The 23,036-nt window shown below is 60.4% G+C and carries 21 protein-coding genes and 1 other RNA gene; 8 read left to right on the top strand and 14 right to left on the bottom strand.

The features are described from left to right. Nucleotides 1-129: 129 nt before the first annotated feature. On the top strand, nucleotides 130-441 hold the full coding sequence (yhbY, locus tag CLH61_RS05720; RefSeq protein WP_099613760.1) for a ribosome assembly RNA-binding protein YhbY: 312 nt from the start codon (nucleotides 130-132) through the stop codon (nucleotides 439-441). 92 nt (nucleotides 442-533) lie between these two features. On the opposite strand, the gene greA is transcribed toward yhbY, so the two are convergent. The 7 genes from greA to grpE form a co-directional block, all read right to left on the bottom strand. Next, nucleotides 534-1,013, bottom strand: coding sequence for a transcription elongation factor GreA (gene greA / locus CLH61_RS05715; RefSeq protein WP_099613759.1), 480 nt, complete (start codon nucleotides 1,011-1,013; stop codon nucleotides 534-536). 4 nt (nucleotides 1,014-1,017) lie between these two features. Then, a complete protein-coding gene (gene carB / locus CLH61_RS05710) occupies nucleotides 1,018-4,236 on the bottom strand; it encodes a carbamoyl-phosphate synthase large subunit (protein ID WP_099613758.1) in 3,219 nt (1,072 codons plus the stop codon). A 75-nt stretch (nucleotides 4,237-4,311) separates the two neighbouring features. Then, nucleotides 4,312-5,442, bottom strand: coding sequence for a glutamine-hydrolyzing carbamoyl-phosphate synthase small subunit (gene carA / locus CLH61_RS05705; protein ID WP_211289076.1), 1,131 nt, complete (start codon nucleotides 5,440-5,442; stop codon nucleotides 4,312-4,314). Between the two features lie 339 nt (nucleotides 5,443-5,781). Beyond that, nucleotides 5,782-6,582 (bottom strand): 4-hydroxy-tetrahydrodipicolinate reductase, encoded by an 801-nt coding sequence (dapB, locus tag CLH61_RS05700; RefSeq protein WP_099613756.1) that lies wholly within the window; start codon nucleotides 6,580-6,582, stop codon nucleotides 5,782-5,784. 31 nt (nucleotides 6,583-6,613) lie between these two features. After that, nucleotides 6,614-7,738, bottom strand: coding sequence for a molecular chaperone DnaJ (dnaJ, locus tag CLH61_RS05695; protein WP_099613755.1), 1,125 nt, complete (start codon nucleotides 7,736-7,738; stop codon nucleotides 6,614-6,616). An 81-nt stretch (nucleotides 7,739-7,819) separates the two neighbouring features. Then, nucleotides 7,820-9,745: a molecular chaperone DnaK gene (gene dnaK, locus CLH61_RS05690; protein WP_099613754.1), complete on the bottom strand. Its 1,926-nt coding sequence runs from the start codon at nucleotides 9,743-9,745 to the stop codon at nucleotides 7,820-7,822. A gap of 133 nt (nucleotides 9,746-9,878) precedes the next feature. Then, nucleotides 9,879-10,460 carry a nucleotide exchange factor GrpE gene (gene grpE / locus CLH61_RS05685; RefSeq protein ID WP_099613753.1) on the bottom strand — a complete coding sequence of 194 codons (582 nt, stop codon included), beginning with the start codon at nucleotides 10,458-10,460 and terminating at the stop codon, nucleotides 9,879-9,881. 268 nt (nucleotides 10,461-10,728) lie between these two features. On the opposite strand from grpE, the gene recN reads away from it, so the two are divergent. Beyond that, on the top strand, nucleotides 10,729-12,408 hold the full coding sequence (recN, locus tag CLH61_RS05680) for a DNA repair protein RecN (protein WP_099614189.1): 1,680 nt from the start codon (nucleotides 10,729-10,731) through the stop codon (nucleotides 12,406-12,408). 196 nt (nucleotides 12,409-12,604) lie between these two features. On the opposite strand, the gene fur is transcribed toward recN, so the two are convergent. Beyond that, nucleotides 12,605-13,015, bottom strand: coding sequence for a ferric iron uptake transcriptional regulator (gene fur / locus CLH61_RS05675; RefSeq protein ID WP_099613752.1), 411 nt, complete (start codon nucleotides 13,013-13,015; stop codon nucleotides 12,605-12,607). Between the two features lie 120 nt (nucleotides 13,016-13,135). Between fur and CLH61_RS05670 the strand changes: the two genes are divergently transcribed. Further along, entirely contained in the window at nucleotides 13,136-13,462 is a 327-nt protein-coding gene (locus tag CLH61_RS05670; protein ID WP_099613751.1) for an outer membrane protein assembly factor BamE, read from the top strand. A gap of 15 nt (nucleotides 13,463-13,477) precedes the next feature. Here CLH61_RS05670 and CLH61_RS05665 read toward each other — a convergent pair whose 3' ends face one another. From CLH61_RS05665 to CLH61_RS05655, 3 genes are read right to left on the bottom strand one after another with little or no spacing between them, the layout of a single operon-like run. After that, nucleotides 13,478-13,762 (bottom strand): RnfH family protein, encoded by a 285-nt coding sequence (locus CLH61_RS05665; RefSeq protein WP_170003615.1) that lies wholly within the window; start codon nucleotides 13,760-13,762, stop codon nucleotides 13,478-13,480. Further along, nucleotides 13,759-14,205 carry a type II toxin-antitoxin system RatA family toxin gene (locus tag CLH61_RS05660; protein ID WP_099613750.1) on the bottom strand — a complete coding sequence of 149 codons (447 nt, stop codon included), beginning with the start codon at nucleotides 14,203-14,205 and terminating at the stop codon, nucleotides 13,759-13,761. The genes CLH61_RS05665 and CLH61_RS05660 overlap by 4 nt, the downstream gene beginning before the upstream one ends. A gap of 38 nt (nucleotides 14,206-14,243) precedes the next feature. Next, a complete protein-coding gene (locus tag CLH61_RS05655) occupies nucleotides 14,244-15,851 on the bottom strand; it encodes a sodium-dependent transporter (RefSeq protein ID WP_099613749.1) in 1,608 nt (535 codons plus the stop codon). A gap of 178 nt (nucleotides 15,852-16,029) precedes the next feature. On the opposite strand from CLH61_RS05655, the gene smpB reads away from it, so the two are divergent. From smpB to ssrA, 3 genes are all read left to right on the top strand, one after another. Next, nucleotides 16,030-16,512 carry an SsrA-binding protein SmpB gene (gene smpB / locus CLH61_RS05650; RefSeq protein ID WP_099613748.1) on the top strand — a complete coding sequence of 161 codons (483 nt, stop codon included), beginning with the start codon at nucleotides 16,030-16,032 and terminating at the stop codon, nucleotides 16,510-16,512. 43 nt (nucleotides 16,513-16,555) lie between these two features. Further along, nucleotides 16,556-17,953: a WS/DGAT/MGAT family O-acyltransferase gene (locus tag CLH61_RS05645; protein WP_099613747.1), complete on the top strand. Its 1,398-nt coding sequence runs from the start codon at nucleotides 16,556-16,558 to the stop codon at nucleotides 17,951-17,953. An 83-nt stretch (nucleotides 17,954-18,036) separates the two neighbouring features. Next, nucleotides 18,037-18,403, top strand: a transfer-messenger RNA (tmRNA) gene (gene ssrA / locus CLH61_RS05640). A 62-nt stretch (nucleotides 18,404-18,465) separates the two neighbouring features. On the opposite strand, the gene CLH61_RS05635 is transcribed toward ssrA, so the two are convergent. Together CLH61_RS05635 and CLH61_RS05630 are read right to left on the bottom strand one after the other, a co-directional pair. Next, a complete protein-coding gene (locus CLH61_RS05635; RefSeq protein ID WP_143752097.1) occupies nucleotides 18,466-19,344 on the bottom strand; it encodes a hypothetical protein in 879 nt (292 codons plus the stop codon). Nucleotides 19,345-19,406: 62 nt separating this feature from the next. Then, the gene (locus CLH61_RS05630; RefSeq protein ID WP_099613745.1) at nucleotides 19,407-19,925 is read right to left on the bottom strand and encodes a hypothetical protein; all 519 of its coding nucleotides are present in this window, start codon (nucleotides 19,923-19,925) and stop codon (nucleotides 19,407-19,409) included. A gap of 275 nt (nucleotides 19,926-20,200) precedes the next feature. Here CLH61_RS05630 and CLH61_RS05625 point away from each other — a divergent pair, with 275 nt between their 5' ends. Together CLH61_RS05625 and CLH61_RS05620 are read left to right on the top strand one after the other, a co-directional pair. Continuing rightward, nucleotides 20,201-21,775: a hypothetical protein gene (locus CLH61_RS05625; protein ID WP_099613744.1), complete on the top strand. Its 1,575-nt coding sequence runs from the start codon at nucleotides 20,201-20,203 to the stop codon at nucleotides 21,773-21,775. Nucleotides 21,776-21,945: 170 nt separating this feature from the next. Continuing rightward, nucleotides 21,946-22,191, top strand: a complete 246-nt coding sequence (locus CLH61_RS05620; protein WP_099613743.1) for a hypothetical protein — start codon at nucleotides 21,946-21,948, stop codon at nucleotides 22,189-22,191. A gap of 164 nt (nucleotides 22,192-22,355) precedes the next feature. On the opposite strand, the gene CLH61_RS05615 is transcribed toward CLH61_RS05620, so the two are convergent. Beyond that, nucleotides 22,356-23,033 carry a hypothetical protein gene (locus CLH61_RS05615; protein WP_143752096.1) on the bottom strand — a complete coding sequence of 226 codons (678 nt, stop codon included), beginning with the start codon at nucleotides 23,031-23,033 and terminating at the stop codon, nucleotides 22,356-22,358. Nucleotides 23,034-23,036 lie beyond the last annotated feature (3 nt).

Raw genomic sequence — 23,036 nt, 5'->3', positions numbered from 1 at the left:
CCGCGACCGGGTAGGTGAATTCTGCCATTCAACGGCCACCGGTACATGATACAATCCCGCGATTATACGGGTTAGGCGGCTACTTGGCCGCTGACGTTTTGTTAATTGCGACCATTAAGAGATTGCATCATGAGTCTTTCGCCTGAACAGCGCCGCCAGTACCGGGCCATTGCCCACAACCTCAAGCCGGTGATCATTGTGGGCGACAAAGGCCTGTCCGAGGGGCTGCAGGAGGAACTGGAGCGCGCCCTCAATGATCATGAACTCATCAAGATCAAGGTCGCCAGCCAGGACCGCGAGGCCCGCCAGGAAGCCATCAGCGCCCTCTGCGAGAGCGCCGGCGCGGAACTGGTGCAGACCATCGGCAAGATCGCCGTCATCCTGCGACGGGCCAAGAAGCCCAACCCCAAACTGTCCAACCTGCTGCGCCATCAAGGCTGACCGCCGCCCAACAAAAAAGCCGGCTACAGAAGACTGTCGCCGGCTTTTTTGTGCCCGGGATAGAGCGCCCGGGCCTGGCCCGGGCGCTGACATCACAGGTACTCGACTTGCTCGATTTCGTACTCCACGGTACCGGACGGCACCCGGATAGCCACCACGTCACCCTCGTTCTTGCCGATCAGGGCACGGGCAATCGGCGATGACACGGAAATCTTGCCAGCCTTGATGTCGGCCTCGTCCTCGCCGACGATCTGGTAGACCACCTGCGCATCGGTATCCATGTTCAGCAGATGCACAGTGGTGCCGAAAATCACCTTGCCGGTGTTTTCGATACCGGTGACGTCAATCACCTGGGCCGCAGACAGCTTGCCCTCGATTTCCTGGATCCGACCTTCGATGAAACTCTGCTGCTCACGAGCAGCATGGTATTCAGCGTTCTCTTTCAGGTCGCCATGCTCACGGGCGTCGGCAATCGCCGCAATCACCCGCGGCCGGTCCTGGGACTTCAGCCGCTGAAGCTCCTCACGGAGGCGGGATTCACCCACCTTTGTCATCGGTACTCTGTCAGCCATAGTCTCACTTTCCTGCGTGCAGGTCCTGGAGGCGACGTACGGTGCGCTCCGGACCAAACTTGATGGCGCGGCAGAATGCTTCGCCGCCCGCCAGCGTCGTTGTGTAGGTTACCTTGGTCTGCAGCGCGGACTGGCGAATCTGCGCCGAGTCCGAGATCGCCTTGCGGCCCTCGGTGGTGTTGATGATCAGCTGCACCTGGCCGTTCTTGATGGCATCCACGATGTGCGGGCGACCTTCACGGACCTTGTTCACCAGCTCGACCTCCAGCCCCGCCTCACGGAGGGCCTTCGCGGTGCCGGTGGTGGCGATCACCTTGAAACCCGCGTCAATCAGGTCACTGGCCACCTTGGCGGCGCCCGGCTTGTCCACATCGCGAACTGACATAAACGCGGTACCCTGGGTCGGCAACCGCTCACCCACCGCCAGCGCGGCCTTGGCAAATGCTTCGTCGAAGCTGTCACCGAGACCCATGACTTCGCCAGTGGATTTCATTTCCGGGCCGAGAATCGGGTCCACCGCGGGGAACTTGTTGAACGGGAAGACCGATTCTTTCACCGCATAATAGCTGGGCACGATTTCCTTGGTGAAACCCTGCTCCGCCAGCGACTTACCAGCCATGACCCGGGCAGCGATCGCGGCCAGGGAGACACCGATCGCCTTGGAAACGAACGGTACCGTCCGGGAAGCACGCGGATTCACTTCGATGACGTAGATCTTGCCATCCTGCCAGGCCAGCTGGACGTTCATCAGGCCGATAACATCGAGCTCGATCGCCATCTTGCGGACGGCGTCGCGCATCTCGTCCTGCACGTCTTTCGGCAAGGTGTAGGGGGGCAGGGAACAGGCGGAGTCACCGGAGTGTACGCCGGCCTGCTCAATGTGCTGCATGATACCGCCAATCACCACGTCCTTGCCGTCGCAGATGGCATCGATATCCACCTCGATCGCCGCATTGAGGAAGTGATCCAGCAGCACCGGGCTGTCGTTGGAAACCAGCACGGCGTTGCGCATGTAACGCACCAGCTCGGTCTCATCGTAGACGATCTCCATGGCGCGGCCACCGAGCACGTAGGACGGACGCACCACCAGCGGATAGCCGATTTCACGCGCTGCGAGGATACCTTCTTCGTGGCTGCGTACGGTTGCGTTCTGGGGCTGCAACAGGCCCAGACGGACAATCATCTGCTGGAACCGCTCGCGGTCCTCGGCACGGTCGATGGCATCCGGGCTGGTACCGATAATGGGCACACCGGCGGCTTCCAGGCCACGGGCCAGTTTCAATGGAGTCTGGCCGCCATACTGCACGATCACACCCTTGGGCTTTTCGACGTTGATGATTTCCAGCACGTCTTCCAGGGTGATCGGCTCGAAATACAACCGGTCGGAGGTGTCGTAGTCGGTCGACACAGTCTCCGGGTTGCAGTTGATCATGATGGTTTCGTAACCGTCTTCACGCATGGCCAGGGCCGCGTGAACACAGCAGTAGTCGAACTCGATACCCTGCCCGATCCGGTTGGGGCCACCGCCGATCACGACAATCTTTTCGCGGTCAGTTGGCTCGGCCTCGCACTCTTCCTCGTAGGTGGAGTACATGTAGGCCGTGTCGGACGCGAACTCGGCGGCACAGGTATCCACACGCTTGTAGACCGGGCGGATGCCAAGGTCATGACGCAGCTTGCGCAGGCTCACCTCGGAAATGCCCAGCAGCTTGGCCAGCCGGGCATCGGAGAAGCCCTTGCGCTTGAGACGGAACAGCGTGGCCTGGTCAATGTCTGCCTTGCCGGCCGACTTCAGCGCCTGCTCTTCACGAATGAGGTCTTCAATCTGCACCAGGTACCAGGGATCCACCTTGGTGTGCTGGAACACTTCTTCGACGGTAAGACCGGCACGGAACGCATCACCGATGTACCAGACCCGCTCGGCGCCCGGCACGTTGAGCTCGCGGGTCAGGGTCTCACGGGAATTCTCCGAGTCCAGCTCGTCCAACTGCTCGTCGAAACCCTCAGAGCCCACTTCCAGACCGCGCAGGGCTTTCTGCATGGATTCCTGGAACGTGCGACCAATCGCCATCACCTCGCCCACCGACTTCATCTGGGTGGTCAGGCGGGCATCCGCCTGGGGGAATTTTTCGAAGGTGAAGCGGGGGATCTTGGTAACCACATAATCAATGCTTGGCTCGAACGACGCCGGGGTAACGCCACCGGTGATCTCGTTGCGCAGCTCATCCAGGGTGTAACCTACCGCCAGCTTGGCCGCCACCTTGGCAATGGGGAAACCGGTCGCCTTCGATGCCAGAGCCGAGGAGCGGGACACCCGCGGGTTCATCTCGATGACCACCATGCGGCCGGTGTCCGGATTAATGCCGAACTGGACGTTGGAACCGCCGGTTTCAACCCCGATCTCACGCAACACCGCCAGCGAGGCGTTCCGCATGATCTGGTATTCCTTGTCGGTAAGGGTCTGTGCCGGCGCCACCGTGATGGAGTCACCGGTGTGCACGCCCATGGCATCGAAGTTCTCGATGGAGCAAACGATGATGCAGTTGTCGTTCTTGTCCCGGACAACTTCCATCTCGTACTCTTTCCAGCCGATCAGGGACTCGTCGATCAGCAGCTCGTTGGTTGGCGACAGGTCCAGACCACGGGTGCAGATTTCCTCGAACTCGTCCTTGTTATAGGCGATACCGCCACCGGAGCCGCCCATGGTGAAGGAGGGCCGGATGATGCACGGAAAACCGATGTCTTCGGAGATTTTCCAGGCTTCTTCCATGGTGTGCGCGATCGCTGCGCGCGGACATTCCAGGCCGATTTTCTTCATCGCCTGGTCGAAACGGTTGCGGTCTTCGGCTTTATCGATGGTGTCGGCGTTGGCACCGATCATCTCAACACCGTGCTCCTGCAGCACACCGTGCTTTTCCAGATCCAGCGCGCAGTTCAGCGCGGTCTGACCGCCCATGGTCGGCAGCAGGGCATCCGGCTTTTCTTTCTCGATGATCTTGGCGACGGTTTTCCAGGTGATCGGCTCGATGTAAGTGGCGTCCGCCATCGCCGGATCGGTCATGATGGTGGCCGGGTTGGAGTTGACCAGGATAACCCGGTAACCCTCTTCCCGCAGCGCCTTGCAGGCCTGGGCTCCGGAGTAGTCAAACTCGCACGCCTGCCCGATCACGATAGGGCCGGCGCCCAGGATCAGAATGCTTTTAATGTCGGTACGCTTTGGCATGTCTTGGTAAACCTGTCAGCAACTTTTAAATTCTGGCAGCGCCTTGGCAGCGCTGATGATCCGGTCCGTTCGCCGTCAGGCGGAGCGGGCTTCCATCGACCGGATGAACTCGTCAAACAGCGGCGCCACGTCGTGGGGACCGGGACTGGCTTCCGGATGCCCCTGGAAGCTGAAAGCGGCCTTATCGGTACGACGGATCCCCTGCAAGGTGCCGTCGAACAGGGATTTGTGGGTCGCCTCCAGGTTCGCCGGCAGGGTGCTCTCGTCCACGGCAAACCCATGGTTCTGGCTGGTAATCATCACCGTACCGGTTTTCAGGTCCTGCACCGGATGGTTGGCGCCGTGGTGACCGTGTCCCATTTTCATGGTTTTGGCGCCACTGGCCAGGGCCAGCAACTGGTGGCCGAGACAGATGCCGAACACCGGAATCTCGGTTTCCAGCACCTCACGAATCGCCTGGATCGCATAGTCGCAGGGCTCGGGATCCCCCGGACCATTGGACAGGAACACACCGTCCGGATTCATTGCCAGCACCTCGGCAGCCGGGGTCTGGGCCGGAACCACCGTGATATCGCACCCGCGCGCCGCCAGCATGCGCAGGATGTTGAGCTTCACACCGTAATCCCAGGCCACCACCTTGAAACGGGGCTCTGCAAGTTCGCCGTAACCTTCACCCAGGCTCCATTCAGTCTGGCTCCAGGTCCAGACCTTGTCGGCGGTCACTTCCTTGGCCAGGTCCATCCCCTTCAGGCCGGGGAAGGCCTTCGCCAGCTCCAGGGCCCGCTCCGCGGTAGCGTTCGGGCCGGCAACCACCGCACCGTTCTGGGAGCCTTTGTCACGGAGAATACGGGTGAGCCGACGGGTATCGATGTCGGCGATACCAACAATGTTGTTTGATCGCAGGTAGTCGTCCAGGGAGCCGGTGCTGCGCCAGCTGCTGGCCAGTAACGGCAGGTCGCGGATGATCAGGCCCGCCGCGTGGATGCGGTCGGATTCCACGTCTTCGGCATTCACGCCGGTGTTACCGATGTGGGGGTATGTCAGGGTAACGATCTGGCGGGAATAGGACGGATCGGTCAGGATTTCCTGGTAGCCGGTCATGGCGGTGTTGAAAACCACCTCGCCGCTGGTTTCTCCTTCAGCGCCAATGGCGGTGCCGTAAAACAGGCTTCCGTCTGCGAGTGCAAGGATTGCTGGTGTGCTCAAGGCTTGTATCCTCATCGAGTGGCGTATCGTTAGTTCCGAATCGGGCCGGGTTCTTGTGGCACAGAACCCTGACCCCCAACGTCACGAACAGGAACGCAAGCGCAAATTCAGGTCGCAAAAAAGCGAGAGGGAGTCATTCACTCCGTCCCGCTTTTTGTTGTCAGGGAACCGGAATCCGGGATTGGAAAGCTCCGGTTTCCGCAGTTCCTCAGCGTTGTCAAAGCTACGCTTGGTGCAGTTAAACCGCCTCATTATAAAAAACAGGGCGGATTCTGTCCATGCAAAAAGCCCCGAACCAGCCAGGCGACGGTTTCTACTTACCTTGTTACCTTCGGCTTGTCACTTCAGTCCGAGCACATCCTGCATGTCGTAGAGCCCTGCCGGCTTGCCGGCCAGCCACAGTGCGGCGCGCATGGCGCCCTTGGCGAAGGTCATCCGGCTGCTGGCCTTGTGGGTGATCTCGATACGCTCGCCTTCGGTGGCAAACAACACGGTGTGATCACCAACCACGTCGCCGGCCCGGATGGTCTCGAAGCCGATTTCCTTGCGGGTGCGCTCGCCGGTGAAGCCTTCGCGACCATAGACCGCACACTCCCCGAGATTGCGCCCCAAGGCGTCCGCAACCACCTCACCCATCCGCAGTGCAGTGCCGGACGGGGCATCTTTCTTGTGGCGATGGTGGGCCTCGATAATCTCGACATCGTAGTCATCGCCGAGGGTGGCCGCAGCCGTGCGCAACAGGTTGAGCACCACATTTACCCCCACGCTCATGTTAGGGGCGAACACCACAGGAATGCGCTCGGCAGCCACCGCCAGCTGCTGCTTCTCGGCATCCGTCATGCCGGTGGTTCCGATCACCAGCATCTTGCCGTTGGCCTTGCAGAATTCGGCATTTTCCAGGGTCAGGTCCGGGAAGGTGAAATCGACCAGCACATCGAAGTCATCCTTCACCTCACCCAGACTGCCAGCCAGCTGGACACCGGTCTTGCCAATCCCCGACAGTTCGCCGGCATCCGCACCTATCAGCGAACTGGCCGGCTCAACAATGGCCGCACCAAGCTCAAGGCCCTCGGTACCGTCAACCGCCTCGATCAGCACCTTTCCCATGCGCCCGGCGGCGCCGATGATTGCTACCCTCATGTTCGCTTTCCCTTAATTGGCTGACGCTCTGTCAGAATTTCATTTCGTCGAAGAAGTGCTTCACGCCCTCAAACCACGAGGTTTTCTTCGGCGCATGCTGGGTGCCGCTGCCGGCATCGAGGGTTTGCTGGAACTCGTCCAGCAGTTCCTTCTGGCGCTTGGTCAGATTAACCGGAGTTTCCACAATCACCCGGCACAGCAAATCCCCTGCCGGGCCACCACGCACCGGACTGACGCCCTTGTTACGCAGGCGGAACAACTTGCCGGTCTGGGTTTCCGCGGGGATCTTCAGCTTCACCCGGCCATCCAGTGTCGGCACTTCCAGCTCGCCACCGAGGGCGGCATCCACGATGCTGATCGGTACTTCACAGTAGAGGTTACGGCCATCGCGGGTAAAGATAGCGTGCTCACGCACCGCAATCTGCACGTACAGGTCACCGGACGGGCCACCATCCATGCCCATTTCGCCCTCTCCGGAGAGACGGATCCGGTCACCGGTATCGACCCCGGGGGGCACCTTGACCGACAGGGTTTTCTCTTCCTGAACCCGACCCTGACCATGACAGACCTTACAGGGGTTCTTGATGATCTGGCCGGACCCGCGACAGGTCGGACACGCCTGCTGCACGGTAAAGAATCCCTGCTGCATCCGCACCTGCCCCATACCATTACAGGTACCGCAGGTTTCTGGCCGGGAGCCCTTTTCCGCCCCGCTGCCCTCGCAGGCATCACATTCCTTATGGCCGGGAATGCGAATCTGGACGGTCTTGCCCTTGACGGCTTCTTCCAGGTCAAGCTCCAGGGTGTAACGCAGGTCCGCGCCCCGGGTGTTGCGGCCGCGACCGCCTCCACCAAAGATGTCGCCGAAGACGTCGCCAAATATGTCGGAGAAACTGCCGCTGCCACCACCAAAGCCGCCACCGGCCTGGCCATCGACACCGGCGTGGCCGAACTGGTCGTATGCCGCACGCTTGGAGGAATCCGTCAGGATTTCGTAAGCTTCGCTCGCCTCCTTGAACTTGTTCTCGGCTTCCTCATCGTCCGGGTTACGGTCGGGGTGATACTTCATCGCGAGCTTACGATAAGCCCGTTTGATTTCCTTCTCGTCCGCGTCCCGGGATACCCCGAGAACTTCGTAATAATCGCGCTTGGCCATGCTCTGAAAACCTTGTTGATAAAACAAGGAAAACGCGGGAAGTTCCCCCCGCGTTTTCCGACTGCCTGAAGTACGCCCGAATTAACGCTTGTCGTCGTCTTTGACTTCTTCGAACTCGGCGTCAACCGCATCGTCCGCAGCGCCGGACTGGGCACTTTCCTGACCACCGGCCTGTTGTGCCTGCTCCGCCTGGTCCGCATACATCTTCTGCGCCAGCTCGGAGGACACCTCGGTCAGCTTCTGGGTCTTGGTTTCGATGGCTTCCTTATCGGAACCGGTCAGCGCCTCTTCCAGATCCTTGATTGCCGCTTCGATAGACTCTTTCTCGCTGTCGGAAACCTTGTCGCCGGCATCCTTCAGGGTCTTGCGAACCGCGTGAACCATGGCATCACCCTGGTTACGGGCCTGCACCAGCTCCTCGAACTTGCGATCTTCCTCGGCATTGGCCTCGGCGTCGCGCACCATCTTCTCGATTTCATCATCGTTCAGGCCGGAAGAAGCCTTGATCACAATGGACTGCTCCTTACCGGTAGCCTTGTCCTTGGCGGACACGTTCAGGATACCGTTGGCGTCGATGTCGAAGGTGACTTCGATCTGCGGTACACCGCGCGGTGCCGGCGGAATGTCAGCCAGGTCGAAACGGCCCAGTGACTTGTTCTGGGCAGCCTGCTTACGCTCACCCTGAACCACGTGGATGGTAACCGCTGTCTGGCTGTCATCCGCGGTGGAGAAGGTCTGCGATTTCTTGGTCGGGATCGTGGTGTTCTTCTCGATCAACGGAGTCGCCACACCGCCCATGGTTTCAATACCCAGGGTCAGCGGAGTCACGTCCAGCAGCAGGACGTCTTTTACGTCGCCGGACAGTACGGCGGCCTGGATGGCAGCACCCATGGCGACGGCCTCGTCCGGGTTCACATCCTTGCGGGCTTCCTTACCGAAGAACTCCTTAACCTTTTCCTGCACCAGCGGCATCCGGGTCTGGCCACCAACGAGGATGACCTCGTCGATTTCGCTTGCCTTCATGCCGGCGTCTTCCAGGGCGATCCGGCACGGCTCCAGGCTGCGCTGGACCAGGTCTTCCACCAGCGACTCGAGCTTGGCACGGGTCAGCTTCACGTTCATATGCTTGGGACCGGACGCATCTGCGGTGATGTACGGCAGGTTCACGTCGGTCTGCTGGCTGCTGGACAGCTCGATCTTGGCCTTCTCGGCCGCTTCCTTCAGACGCTGCATCGCCAGGGAGTCGCCGCGCAGGTCGATACCGCTGTCTTTCTTGAACTGGTCTGCCAGGTACTCGATCACTTTCAGGTCGAAGTCTTCACCACCCAGGAAGGTGTCACCGTTGGTGGCCAGAACTTCAAACTGATGCTCACCATCAACATCGGCGATTTCGATGATGGACAGGTCGAAGGTACCACCGCCGAGATCGTAAACCGCTACGGTGCGGTCACCGCTCTGCTTGTCCATGCCATAGGCCAGGGCAGCGGCGGTCGGCTCGTTGATGATCCGCTTCACTTCCAGGCCCGCAATCTTGCCGGCATCCTTGGTGGCCTGACGCTGACTGTCGTTGAAGTAGGCCGGAACGGTGATGACCGCTTCGGTCACCTTCTCGCCCAGATAATCTTCGGCGGTTTTCTTCATTTTCTTCAGCACTTCTGCCGAGATCTGGGGCGGTGCCATCTTCTGGCCCTTCACCTCAACCCAGGCGTCACCGTTGTCGGCCTTGGCAATCTTGTAGGGCACCATCTTGATGTCTTTCTGAACCACATCATCTTCAAACCGGCGACCGATCAGACGCTTGATGGCGTACAGGGTGTTGGCCGGGTTGGTTACGGCCTGACGCTTGGCAGACTGACCAACCAGGGTTTCACCGTCTTCGGTGTACGCGATGATGGACGGGGTAGTGCGATCGCCTTCGGCGTTCTCGATAACCTTGACCTTGTCACCATCCATGATGGCAACACAGGAGTTGGTGGTTCCCAGGTCGATACCAATAATTTTAGCCATTATTCACTCCGATTCGTTTTCAATCCGGTTCCGGCAATTTGCTTTGCTGCCGGGAGCTGCCCCGGCCCGCGCTCTGTTTACTGCCTATATTGGCGCTTTGCTCTGCTTTTCAAGCCTGTTCGTTAACTTTTGATCAATCTGCCGCCTTGGCGACGACGACCATCGCCGGGCGCACCAGGCGTTCATTGAGCAGATAGCCTTTCTGCACCACTGCAACCACGCTGTTCGGTTCAGCACCCGGCGCCGGTACCATGGACATGGCTTCGTGGCACTGCGGGTCGAACGGCTCACCCACCGGGTCAAGCTGCTCGACATTGAACTTTTTCAGACTGCTCATCAGCAGGCCCAGGGTCATCTCCACCCCTTCGCGAATGGACGCCACCAACTCGCCAGCGTCCTCGCTGCCGGCAGTACTCTCCACCGCCTTTTCCAGACTGTCCACCACCGGCAGGAGCTCCTTCACGAACTTCTCGAGGGCGTACTTGTGCGCCTTCTCAACATCAATTTCGGCACGTCTGCGGACATTCTGCATTTCCGCCTGGGAGCGCAGCATCTGGTCCTGGAATTCCTGGACCTGTGCCTTCAGCACAGCCACTTCACTTTCTTCGCCTGCGGAACCGGCAGTCGCCTCGCCCTCTTCAACGCCAGGATTTTCCCCGGCCGCCCCTTTCAGTTCTTCCTCGACCTGTTCGTTACGGTTTTCGTCAGCGCTCATCAGCTACTCCTGATTATTGACGGCGGCCCTGGCACCCCTGTGCGGGCAAGACCGGTTAATGACGGCGTCCGGACAACTCTGGCCGGACTGACACAACTTGCGAACCGATATGGGGCCCGTTTGAGCAGTTTCAAGCGCTGCCGCCCACTAATTTGGAGTTTGCAAACCGGCAAAAGCCTGTATATATTCACAGTCACTGTATGCACAACCAGTATTTTGTGAGGGTGCCAGGCCGGCGCCCGCCAATCGCAAACGGGAGATGATCCGCATGCTCATGCAACTCACGGTCTCAAACTACGCCATTGCCGAAAGGGTAGAGCTGCAATTCAATGCCGGCATGACCGCACTGACCGGCGAAACCGGCGCCGGCAAGTCCATCGTGCTGGACGCGCTGGGGCTGACCATGGGCGGCCGGGCGGATGCCGGCGCCGTCAGGCACGGCGCCAAGCGCGCTGACATCACGGCTTCGTTTGACGTCTCCCGCATCGCCGAAGCCAGAGCCTGGCTCGAAGAACACGAACTGGATGACGAAACCGACTGCATCCTGCGTCGGGTTATCAGCCGGGATGGTCGCTCCCGCGCCTATATCAATGGCCAGCCCTGCCCCCTCAACCACCTCCGGGACCTGGGCAGCCTGCTGATGGACATCCACAGCCAGCATCAGCACCAGTCTCTATTGCGCAAAGACACCCACCGCAAGCTGGTCGACGAATTTGCCGGGGCCGAAGAGCTCGCCGCCCGGACCCGGGAGGCTTGGAAAATCTGGCAGCGGAGTCGTACCCGTCTCAGCGAACGCCAGCAGAACGCCGACGAAGCGGAAGCTCGTCTGCAGCTGCTCCGCTATCAGGTGGAAGAGCTCGACCGCCTGGCCCTGGAAGCAGGCGAACAGGCGCAACTGGAACAGGAGCAGGAACAGCTCAGCCACGCCGACACAGTGCTTCACAACAGCCACCAGGCCGCCCTGCTGTGCACCGAGGATGACAACAGCGCCGCCGACCTGTTACGCCAGGCCCTCAACCAGCTTGAGCAACTCCCCACGGAGGTACCGGCGCTGGCAGAAACCATCCAGATGCTGACCGACGCCCAGATCCAGGTCAGTGAGGCCGGCGACAATCTGCGCCGGTTTGTCGAAGACTATGATGCTGACCCGGCCCGCCTCGCAGAGGTGGAAGAGCGCCTCAGCGCGATCTACCAGATGGCGCGCAAGCACCGCATCAATCCGGAGGAGCTGCCGGAGCTGCACAGCAAGCTCGCCGAAGAACTCGCCGCCCTCGACCAGGGCGAAGGCAGCATCGAACAGCTGGAGGAGGAACTGGCGAAACAGCGACAGGCTTATGACACCCTGGCCAGCGAACTGTCGGTCGTGCGCCAGGCCGCAGCCACCGAGCTGGATCAGCGCATTGCCAGCGAACTGGCACAGCTGGGCATGCCGTCGATGCAGTTTGTCACCCACCTGAACCGCGACAATAGCACTGAGCCGGCGCCACATGGCCTTGAAGACATCGAGTTCCTGGTGAGCGCCAACCCGGGTCAGCCGGCCCGGCCGCTGGCCAAGGTTGCCTCAGGCGGTGAATTGTCACGGATCAGCCTGGCCATCCAGGTGGTGGTTGCCCAGACGTCCACCACCCCGACCCTGGTGTTTGACGAGGTGGATGTGGGTATCGGCGGCGGTACTGCGGAAGTGGTCGGCCGGTTGCTGCGGGCCCTGGGCAGCAATGGCCAGGTACTCTGCGTCACCCACCTGCCCCAGGTAGCCGCCCAGAGCCATCAACACCTGTTTGTCAGCAAATTTACCGAGCAGGATGCCACCTTCTCCCGCATCGAATCACTTGACGACCAGCGCCGCATCAGCGAAGTAGCGCGAATGCTGGGCGGGGTGGACATGACCGAACAGACCATTGCCCACGCCAGGGAAATGTTCAGCAAGGGCCAGGCCACCCACCACTGAGGGCGGCCACTGCAAAAGAGCACACATTCCCCTCTCGACCCTGAGAGCTTTCCGGCGGGCATTTGCCCGCCTTTTTTTGCCTGAGGGCGACAGGTAGATGGCTGGCAGGCCATTACCATCCGGGTCTGGCTGACAGCAAACGACGGAGCAAGGGAGGGCCCGGGGCAGCAACCCCGAACCTGAACTGCGGCGGGACTTACTTACCGATGGGCTTGACGTAGAGAATCAGGCTGTGATCAACAATTTCAAAGCCATGTTCTGCAGCGATTTTCTTCTGGCGCTCTTCAATGACCGAATCGACAAACTCGACCACTTCTCCAGTCTGGGTACAGACCATGTGGTCGTGATGGTCGTCACGGGCCATTTCGAAAACCGCGTGACCGCCTTCGAAGTTATGGCGCAGCACCAGGCCCGCGGCCTCGAACTGGGTCAGAACCCGGTAGACCGTCGCCAGACCCACGTCATCCCCCTGCTCCAGCAGTTTCTTGTACACATCTTCCGCACTGAGATGATGTTCAGTTGCGCTTTCAAGGATGTTGAAGATCTTCACCCTCGGAAGTGTGACTTTCAGACCGACTTTGCGTAATTCGGCGTTTTCAGATGACATGTTGCTCTTCACTCTTTGGTGTGTCCCCGGCTTCCGGTATGATGAAGCCGCATTTAACGGTTAACCCGTGTCACACCTGCCCGGGGCAGGCGATTTCAAGATAGAGGATTTCCCCCACCGATGCAAAAGCTCACAGCTCTCATTCTCACTCTCATTATGGCAGGCTGTGCGTTTCCCGGCGTGTACAAGATCAACGTACAGCAGGGCAACATCCTGACCGAAGAAGAGCTGACTCAACTGGCCGCCGGCATGAGTCGCAGCCAGGTCCACTCGGTTCTCGGAACGCCCATCATGATCAGCCCGGTGGATCCGTCACAGGAATACTACATCTATACGTTCCAGAAGGGCGGCGGAGACATCCGGGAGCAGCGGGTGGTCGTCTATTACGAAAACGACCGTTACACCCACCACGAGGCAGAGCTGCTGAAAGAAACCCCGGCTTACTGACGGCAAAGCCTCGGCTCAGATTTCCTTCTTTCGGGCCCGGTTCAACCGGGCCTGTTTCGGATCGATCTTCAATGGCCGGTATATCTCGACCCGGTCACCCTCCCGCAGCGTGTGAGTCTTCGGCTCCTTGACCACCTTGCCAAACACCCCCATGTCATTGCTCTCCGGATCGATTTCCGGAAACACCCCGGTAATTCCCGAGAGCACCACGGCATCGTAAGCAGTTGCGTCGTCCGGCACTTCCAGCTGGCGGATTTCCTGTCGCTCCGGCGTCGCATAGGCAACCTCGACCCGGATCATGCGGTTACCCCGCGATACACCTCGTCAGCGCGGCGACAGAAGGCATCCACCATGGTATTTGCGGCTTGGCTGAACACCGTGCCAAACGCCATGCGCGCCAGCGACCCGGAGAATTCGAACTGCAGGCTGAGAACAACCTTGCAGGCGTTGGCATCCAGCGACTGGAAATGCCAGCGCCCCGCCAGATCACGAAACGGCCCGTCAACCAGGGTCATCTCGATACCCGCCGGCACCAGCAACTGATTGCGGGTGGTGAGGCGGTGGCGGACACCTCCCTTGGCAATCTCGATGGATGCCATGACTTCCGAATCCGTCTGCTGGTGGATTTCCGTACCGGCACACCAGGGCAGAAACTCCGGGTAACGGGCAACATCATTGACGATGTGGAACATGCGCTCTGCCGAGTGCATCACCAAGGCGGATTTATCGATCTGATGGGGCATTAATGCTGCAGTCCTGAGTTAATAGTGCGACTCGAGTTTCACGCACTATGATAAAGCATCTGCTCCGGGTTGGGGGCATTTTCCTCACGGTCCGGGGCCGGCCGGCGCGGCGGACGGCGCTGATCCAGCGGCCCCGGGGTGTCGATGCCCGGACCACCCTTGCGCGTTTCTGCAGCTTCCCCACTGGCATTGAACGGTTCCCGCAAGCCCGGCATGGTGACTTCCACCGGCTGGCACCAGACGCCGGACGAGCCGTTGTCACAAAGGTTCCGCAGCGATGCGTAGCTGTAGGACACACCAATCATGGCAACCACCAGGGGCAACACCACCCGCAGCACCCAATACCAGATCCGGGCCAGCAGCCCGGGAGCTTTGCCGATCAGCCGGAATGCCAGGCTGCGGGTAAGGATCCAGCCGACAAACACCGCCAGCAGGATGCTGACCACCGGAATCAGCAAACCACTGGCAATGATCTCCAGCCACCGGAACAGGGTACCGCCCAACAGCACCCGATCGGACCAGATGTTGAAGGAAAACATCGAGCCAAGACCGACAAACCAGGTAAATGAACCAATAATAAAGACGCTCCAGCCACGGGGCGCCCCGGTCCATTCGCGAAACCAGCCCACCACCGGTTCAAGCAGGGCCAGCGAGGTGGTCCACGCCACCAGCACCACAAACAGGAACAACGCCGCTGTGACAAACTGGCTGCCCGGCAGTTCCGCCAGGCTGACCGGCAAGGCCAGGAACAGCAGGGCGAAGCCTTGTTCCCCCGACGCGGGCGCATGGGGCAACACCAGGGCATACAACACCAGCCCCGCCATCACCGCAATCAGGGTATCCATCAGGACCACTGCAACCACAGACCGTTTGAGCGGTGCAATCGCCGGCATATAGGACCCGAAGATCGCCCAGACCCCCATGCCCAGGCCGAGGGTGAAGAAGGCATGAAACAACGCCGCCCGCAGGCTGGCCCAGGTCACATCGTCGGTGCGGAACGACAGCATGTGCTGCAGCGCCGCCGGCACATCCCCATGGCGGGCGCTGAACAGGAGCAATGCCAGCAGCAGGACCAGGAACCCCGGCACCACCACCCGCAGCGCACGCTCGAGACCGCCCACCACACCCTGCACCGAAACCCACAGTACCAGCACGATGAAGAAACCGTGCCAGGCCATGAACTCGCGGTAGTCGGAGGGATTGGCTACCAGATCGTTGAGCAGGGCTGCCGCTCCCAGTTCGTCGCCCGGGCTGAAGCGCCCGAGCGCACCATAGAACACATAGGCCAGGCAGATGGCACCGATCACCACGGTAAACGACAGCACCAGGAACGCCGACAGGATGCTGAGGCGACCGGCCCACATCCACCAGCGGGGCTGGCGGGCACTGCGGATGAGACCGTCCATCGCCAGCACGATGCCATGACGGGAATGGCGGCCAATAGCGGTTTCCGTCAACATCAGCGGCAGGGTCACCAGCAGCAGGCAGGCCAGGTAGATCAGAATGAAGGCGCCGCCACCATGACTGCGGGCCAGGTAGGGAAACTGCCACAGGTTGCTGAGCCCGACGGTCGCCCCCGTCGCTGCCCAGAAAAAAGTGGATCGCCGGGTCCACGACCCGATGGCTGTCTCGTATGGTGTCGGCATTCCGAACCCTGAATCATATGGAATCGGTATTGTAGCGGAAGTCATCAAACCGGGACGACCATCGCCGCACAATCTGCCGATTTCGTGACCGCCTTGCCCCTCCTGGGCTACAATGGCGGCTTTGCCGGAACCGTGACTACCGGCCGCATTCATCATCCGAACCCCGGATTACCGATACATGAGCAAAAAGAAGCCCGGAACCCCCAGCAACACCATCGCCCTGAACAAAAAGGCCAAACACGAGTACCATATCGAGGAACGCTTCGAGGCGGGGCTCGCGCTGCTCGGCTGGGAAGTGAAATCACTGCGCGCCGGCAAGGGCCAGCTCACCGATGCCTACGTGCTGCTAAAGGACGGCGAAGCCTGGCTGTTGGGGTCCCACATTATGCCGCTGAGTACCGCATCGACCCACGTCATTGCGGACCCGACCCGCACCCGCAAGCTGCTGCTGCATGGCAAGGAAATCGCCAAGCTGATCGGCAAGGTGAACCAGAGCGGCTACACCTGCATTCCGCTTGCGCTGTACTGGAAAAACAACAAGGTGAAGTGCGAGATTGCCCTGGTAAAAGGCAAGAAGCTGTTCGATAAACGCGCCACCGAGAAGGAGCGTGACTGGAACCGGCAGAAGCAGCGGGTCATTCGCGAGGCCAACGGGGCCTGAGCTGAGCCTGAAGGGAGGGATCATCTTGCCACAGCAGACTCCAATGTCCGCCGTTGACCGCGCCTGGTTGCGTATGGAAAGCGTCGAGAACCCCATGATGATCTCGGGTGTACTGATTCTCGACCAACCAATCACGCTCAAGCGGCTGAAACGGGTGTTCAACGAACGCTTCCTGTGTTTCCGCCGTTTCCGCCAGCGGGTCGTGCAACAAGGCGACAAGGTGTTCTGGCAGGACGACCCGCTGTTCGATATCGACAATCATATCCATACCATCGCCCTCCCCGGCAAGGGCACCCAGCAGGATCTGCAGCAACTGGTCAGCGACCTCAACAGCACGCCCCTGGACTTTAACCGGCCACTTTGGCAGATGCACTACATCGACCGCTATGACGGTGGCTGCGCCCTGCTGATCCGGATCCACCACTGCATTGCCGATGGCATCTCCCTGGTACGGGTACTGTTGTCACTGACCGACCCGACGCCCGACGCCAAGGTCCACCACATCGTACCGATCAAGGAGGCCGCACGATCCCGCACCCTGGGCCTGCAGCAGTTTGCCCGCCGGGTCATCGACAGCGGCCAGACCGCCCTTGAGCAAGGCCGACTGTTCATGCAATCCGTCGCCCGCGAGCCGGACTACCCCATCAAACTGGCCAGCGCAGCCGGCAACATTGCCCTGGACCTGGTCAAGCTGGGCCTCGCCCCCTTCGAACCCCGGACCGGACTGAAACGGGCACTCAGCGGTCGCAAACGGGTGGCCTGGGCCACGCCACTGAGCCTGGCCGAGGTCAAGCTGTGTGCCCGCTCCCTGAACGGCACCGTGAACGACGTGCTGTTGAGCGTGGTCACCGCGGCCGTTCACCGGCACTTCCTGGCAACCGGTGAAGCCATCCCCCCCTGCGGCATCCGGGTGGCGGTGCCGTTCAACCTGCGCCCGCTGAACAAGCCCATCGAGACCCTCGGCAACCAGTTCGGTCTGGTGCTGGTTACCCTACCGGTGGAAGTGACGGATCCGATCATGCGCTTTCGCCAGGTGCAGGAGAACATGAACCGGCTGAAACGCTCCTACCAGGCCCAGGTGACCTACAGCCTGCTGGACCTGTTTGGCCAGGGCCCGGACATGCTAGAACGTCGGGCCATGAAATTGCTCAGCCACAAGGCCTCAGCCGTGCTGACCAACGTTCCGGGCCCGAAAGAACCGGTGTACCTGGCCGGTGCCCGGCTCAAGCAGCCCATGTTCTGGGTACCGCAAAGCGGCGACATCGGAATCGGCATGAGCGTGCTGAGCTACGCAGGGACCGTCCAGTTCGGCATCACCCTCGATAAAAGCATCCAGGCGGACCCGGAAGCCCTCACCGGCTACTTCCGCGAGAGCTTTGCCGAACTGCTGGAACGGGCAACCCGCCACGGCAGCGTGACCGGCAAGCAGGACGCCGGGTAGGTACAACTGCGCAGCCCTGATTTTGGCTTTTAACGGCACGGCCCTTGAAGTTTCGGTAGCCACCCACATATACTCAGTCAAGAGGGGACGACTTGGCTTCGACGCTGGTGACGAACCCTTGGGTGCATGTCGAGATGGCAGCCAATCTCGTAAATCCAAAGCTGCAATTTAATAGTCGCAAACGACGAAAACTACGCACTGGCGGCGTAAGCCGTTCCAGTCGTCCTGGCTGAGATGCCTATAACTCAGTAGCTACATTCCAGGACGTCATCGCTAATAGGATGCTCCGCTAACCAGAGCTCACTGGTTAACGGCTAAGATTCAAAGAGCTCGCCTCTCGCACCCTGGCCTTCGGGTCGCCTGAGGTTAAATCAATAGAAGGACACTAAGCATGTAGATCTCAAGGCCTAGTGCTGGCGGACGCGGGTTCAATTCCCGCCGTCTCCACCACCTTCCAAGAGAAAAGCCCCTGATTTCAGGGGCTTTTCTCGTTTCTCGAGCGCAGTTTTCTATTAACCTTTCCGCAACCCCGCCCGGATATCCTCAAGCAGGTCGTTGACGTCCTGTTCGATGTCCTCGACCCACTCCTGCCAGTCCTCCTCGTAATCGGCAAAGACCTGCTGATCCAGCGCCTGGAGGCGCACGCGGGTTTCTGCAACGGTGGTGCTGCTGGCGGCAATGGACTCGAAATCCGGGTCTTCCAGTTGCGCGTTGCGGGTGTTCAGGTCGCGGATGGAGGTTTCCAGCAGTTCGCGGTCCTGGGGGCTGGCCTGTTTTTCGTCCTTCAGCGCCTCTTCGAGGGACTCGGTGAGCTCCTCGATGTGTTTCCGCAGCCGCTCGCTGTATTCTTCCAGTGCGGCGCTGGCTTCTGCGGTGGCGGAGTCTGACAGGGCCCGCATTTCGCTGGCCATGTCGTCCATCCGTTCTGCCAGGGCATCGGACGAGCGGCTGAAACTGGATTTGATCTGGTCACTCAGCCGGCCGAGCTCGCCCACAAACTTCTGCAGGGCCGAGCGGGCCGCGAAGGCATCCGCGGTGGGCTGGTAGTCTACTTTCCATTGCTCATCCCGCAGGACCAGATAGGTCGCCACTTCCCGGCCTTCGTCGCCGGCTCCCTCGATCCCCTTGAAGACCGTCACCACGGTAGCCTCACGCTCTTCGATAACGGTGCGGCCCAGCGCCAGGCTTGCAGCCGACCAGTCAGCTTCCAGCTGCGGGTACTCGGCCGGGGTGGCCATGGTGGAGTAACGGGCCACGCCATCGGCATCATCTTCCATGACCGCCTGCCAGAAGGCCTCGGTGACTTCCTGGGGGGTTTCAGGTCCGCTACAGGCGGTAAGCAAGAACAGTGACAGCCACACGGCGGCCAGTTTGAAAACGTTGCGCATCATTAGGGGAAACTCCATGATCGGGACTACCGGCCAGGTCACTGGCCGGTGATTGGACTTGGTCATCAATCGTGTTTGGACAGAAGATTGTTGCGCTTGCGGTCGAAACGATCATTCTCTTCGCGCACTTTTTCTTCAAACTTGTCGTGGGCTTTGTCGACTTTTTCGCGCAGCTTGTCGCGCTTCTCGGCAATTTTCTCCGGCTTGTCTTCCCTTGCCGCTTCCCGGCGAAACTCGGCTTCCGCCTTGTTCAGCTTTTGCTCCAGCTCGCGTTCGAGTTGGGAAATCTTGCGGTCATGCTCTTCATCCAGGGCATACAGCTCACGGCGGGTTTCATCGGATAGCCTCGAAGGGGCACGGTGGGAGCGCTCATGGTCGCCATAACCACGCTCCAGCGGGTCAATACCGATCTGGCGACGAACCTCATCCCGCGCCGCATCCGCGGTACGGTCGATGATGTCCCCGACAATCTCATCAGCGAGGCGCTCACCCGGACTCGCTCCACGATCGGCCAGTGCAACGGGGGCAAGCACCGAAAGGCCAAGAGAAAGCGCGGAAACACAAAGAATACTACTGATTTTCATAAACAAATCCTTTCTATGTGGCATCAATTCAGCGTCGGGCTCACATTCGACGGTGGGCCTGGGGCAAGGCCGTCAATTATCCCAGATTCGCCGGCGGAATGCCGCCGCCACCCCCTGCGGAACATCGCCACCAGACCCATTATGTGAACTGCATCATACCGACCGGCGGGCTTGACCTGAACCGCCAACGACCCGTCTGCAACGACAGGTTTCACAGGACAGTCATCAAACCTTCCTAGACTCTTGCTTACCATTTTTTAAGAGAGCGGTAGCAAATGTCTGGAGATTCTTCCCTACTTGTCGAAAAACTCTGGCGCCTGAAGCGTCGCATTGATAAAGGCGGCTGCCCCGGCATCGAGTTCGTGCACCTGAACACCCTGCTGAAGGAGCCGGCCTATCGCCAGGACGTGCTGCGGCGCGTCGAGCAATCCGGTTCAAAAGAGCTCAAGGCGCTGGTGAGGGAAATCCGGGCCAACGATGACAACCAGCCGTTGATGGTGAAAGAAAGCATCAACCGGCTGGCGATTACCCCAGCCGAGCGCTCTGAGAACAGAAGCTGGCTCCGCCGCAATTTCCCGGCGGTACTGGCAGTCGCCGCGATGGCGGGCGTCGCCGTGGGCTTCACGGCCTTTGAGAACCGGGTGGTCCGCATCGATTCGGACATCGTCGCAGACACCACCTGGGCATCCGGAAAGCGCTACGTCCTTACAGACACCGTTTACGTCGAAAACGCCAGCCTGACCATAGAGCCCGGCGTCACCATTGAAGGCGAGAACGGCGCGGCGCTGATTGTCACGCCGTCGGCCAAACTGTTTGCCCGCGGCAAGGCCGAGAGCCCGGTTGTGTTCACCAGTGCCGAGGCCAAAGGCAGCCGCGGCCGGGGCGACTGGGGTGGAGTGGTCTTGCTCGGCAAGGCGCCGGTCAACCAGCCGGGTGCCGCCATTGAAGGCCTGCCCGAAGGGGAGGCCCGGGGCGCGTTTGGCGGCCAGGATGGGGAGCACTCCTGTGGCGTCATCGAATTCACCCGGATCGAGTTTGCCGGTTTCGAGGTCTACAAGGACAACGAACTCAATGGCCTAACGCTTGGCGGCTGCGGCAAGAACACCATTGTGCGCAACGTCCAGGTGCATCGCTCACTGGATGATGGCATCGAGATGTTCGGCGGCAGTGTCGACCTCAAGAACATTGTGGTGACCGGTGCCGGTGACGACAGTATCGACTGGGACTGGGGCTGGACCGGTAACGTCCAGTTTGCCGTCATCCAGCAACACAAGGCCACCGGCGACAATGCCTTCGAGGGTGACAACAACGGCAAAAAACACGAAGCCCTGCCCCGCTCCGAACCCAGCTTCTACAATGTCACGCTGGTGGGCGCGGGGGTGTCCGAGAAGAAACACCGGGCGATTGTGCTGCGGGAAGGCAGCGGCGGCCATTTCCATAACATGCTGATCGACAGCTTCGGTATCGAGGCGCTCGACACCCGGGATGACGCCCTGTCACTGACCAGCCGCTCACTGCTGACCTTCAGCAACAACCTGTTCGCCAGTATCGGGCACCTAGGCCAGATCGACCACGAAGCCGAGGATGATGACTTCGGCTTTGACGAGCAGGCGTGGCTGGGAACCGCCCGCAACAGGAACGAATCGCAAGTGGAATCCGCGCTGTTCGCCAGCGCCGCTGACGAGGTTAATCCAAGTTTTGTGCCGAAGGTGCTGATGAAGCACATGCAGACCGCGACCCCGCCGCCACAAAGCGAGTTTTTTGATGAGTCTGCGGTGTACTTTGGTGCAATCAGTCCGGTGGCATCGAAGAGCTGGCTGGAGGGTTGGACGAGCTTTCCCGAGCACTGATCAGCCCCAGCACGGGCCCGGCAAGGTCAAAATTTGCGCAACCATGGTCTGTGTGCTTGGATGTTAATGAACGTTCGGTTTTGTGGTCCGTGCTTTCGCCCTCACTGCCGGCCCGGGCAGCGAATCGTTCGGGTTAGTGCTGATCAGATGTCAAATGGAGTTGTTTGGTTATGGCTTACGAAACGATAGACGGTCAAAAATACGAAAAAGAACTGCTGGATCTCGCCCGCAAGCACACGACTGGCCGCGGTGAGGGCAAGCTTTCCAAGGATGAAGTGGCCGATTTGTTCAAATCCGCCCAGGATGGTCCCGGCGTTACCGAGACCGAAAAGAGCACCCTGGCGTATATCCGGCAAACTTTCGAGTTTACCGATGCCGCCGCTGCCGATTTCGACGCGGCCTTCGCCAAGCTGTAGCCTGGACCGCCAACGGGGACAGACCTGAGGTCAGTCCCTGAGTGGAACAGTCGACAGGGACTGACCTTGGGTCTGTCCCTTTAAGCCGGTTTCCCGCTTGCGCGGGCAAACCGGCACCCTTCCCTCACCCCCCCACCCGCAACACGGGGTAGAGGCCGCAGGCGTCAGCTGCGGAACCAGTTGCGTTTGATGGCTTCGTAGTCGTCCTTGCTGATGATTCCCTGCTCTGCCAGCCGGCGCATTTCCGCCACCGCCACCGGAATCCGCTGTTTGCCCGCAGGCAGTACCCGCTGGGCATCCGCGATGCTGAGCGACAGGTCGCGGACAAAGGCCTCGGCGTCTTCCTTGGCCGGCACGCCGGCATCCACGGTAAAGACCACCACGTCACTGTTGAGGGCGCGGAACTCGTAATGATGTTTGCGCAGCCGCAGGGCAACGGCCACCAGCGCCACCGCAATCAGCACCGGCGGTAACATCCACAGCGGTGCCACCGGCATCAGGCCGGTGAACGCCACCGGAATGGTGAGCAGGCAGGCCGCCAGCAACCACAACCTGGCCTTGAAATCCCGCACCTCGCGGGCCTCGGCTTCGACAAACGCCAGGTCGATGACCTGCTCCGGCAGTTCCCTGCGGCCGCGGTGGCGGGAGATCGCCAGGTAATGCCGGTTAAAGCGTTTGAACAGGGTGCTGCTCTTGCGCGCGGCATGGATCTGGCGGAACTTGCGGTCCACCTGCCAGGATTCCCGCGGCGGGATACCCCAGCCCTGGCGCTCCAGCTCGAAGTCCGGCAGCGCCCAGCTGTCCAGGTAGATGACGTCAGTCTGGCTCATTGCTACTGTCACGGT

The sequence above is a fragment of the Marinobacter profundi genome, from assembly GCF_002744715.1.
Classification (GTDB): domain Bacteria; phylum Pseudomonadota; class Gammaproteobacteria; order Pseudomonadales; family Oleiphilaceae; genus Marinobacter; species Marinobacter profundi.
Note: the sequence above shows the minus strand (reverse complement) of the source record. Positions and strands in the feature narration are given on the sequence as shown.

Coding starts and splice junctions, on each gene's coding strand:
- yhbY (WP_099613760.1), top strand. CDS start 130: ATGAGTCTTTCGCCTGAACAGCGCCGCCAGTACCGGGCCATTGCCCAC.
- greA (WP_099613759.1), bottom strand. CDS start 1,013: ATGGCTGACAGAGTACCGATGACAAAGGTGGGTGAATCCCGCCTCCGT.
- carB (WP_099613758.1), bottom strand. CDS start 4,236: ATGCCAAAGCGTACCGACATTAAAAGCATTCTGATCCTGGGCGCCGGC.
- dapB (WP_099613756.1), bottom strand. CDS start 6,582: ATGAGGGTAGCAATCATCGGCGCCGCCGGGCGCATGGGAAAGGTGCTG.
- dnaJ (WP_099613755.1), bottom strand. CDS start 7,738: ATGGCCAAGCGCGATTATTACGAAGTTCTCGGGGTATCCCGGGACGCG.
- dnaK (WP_099613754.1), bottom strand. CDS start 9,745: ATGGCTAAAATTATTGGTATCGACCTGGGAACCACCAACTCCTGTGTT.
- grpE (WP_099613753.1), bottom strand. CDS start 10,460: ATGAGCGCTGACGAAAACCGTAACGAACAGGTCGAGGAAGAACTGAAA.
- recN (WP_099614189.1), top strand. CDS start 10,729: ATGCTCATGCAACTCACGGTCTCAAACTACGCCATTGCCGAAAGGGTA.
- fur (WP_099613752.1), bottom strand. CDS start 13,015: ATGTCATCTGAAAACGCCGAATTACGCAAAGTCGGTCTGAAAGTCACA.
- CLH61_RS05670 (WP_099613751.1), top strand. CDS start 13,136: ATGCAAAAGCTCACAGCTCTCATTCTCACTCTCATTATGGCAGGCTGT.
- CLH61_RS05665 (WP_170003615.1), bottom strand. CDS start 13,762: ATGATCCGGGTCGAGGTTGCCTATGCGACGCCGGAGCGACAGGAAATC.
- CLH61_RS05660 (WP_099613750.1), bottom strand. CDS start 14,205: ATGCCCCATCAGATCGATAAATCCGCCTTGGTGATGCACTCGGCAGAG.
- CLH61_RS05655 (WP_099613749.1), bottom strand. CDS start 15,851: ATGCCGACACCATACGAGACAGCCATCGGGTCGTGGACCCGGCGATCC.
- smpB (WP_099613748.1), top strand. CDS start 16,030: ATGAGCAAAAAGAAGCCCGGAACCCCCAGCAACACCATCGCCCTGAAC.
- CLH61_RS05645 (WP_099613747.1), top strand. CDS start 16,556: ATGTCCGCCGTTGACCGCGCCTGGTTGCGTATGGAAAGCGTCGAGAAC.
- CLH61_RS05635 (WP_143752097.1), bottom strand. CDS start 19,344: ATGATGCGCAACGTTTTCAAACTGGCCGCCGTGTGGCTGTCACTGTTC.
- CLH61_RS05630 (WP_099613745.1), bottom strand. CDS start 19,925: ATGAAAATCAGTAGTATTCTTTGTGTTTCCGCGCTTTCTCTTGGCCTT.
- CLH61_RS05625 (WP_099613744.1), top strand. CDS start 20,201: ATGTCTGGAGATTCTTCCCTACTTGTCGAAAAACTCTGGCGCCTGAAG.
- CLH61_RS05620 (WP_099613743.1), top strand. CDS start 21,946: ATGGCTTACGAAACGATAGACGGTCAAAAATACGAAAAAGAACTGCTG.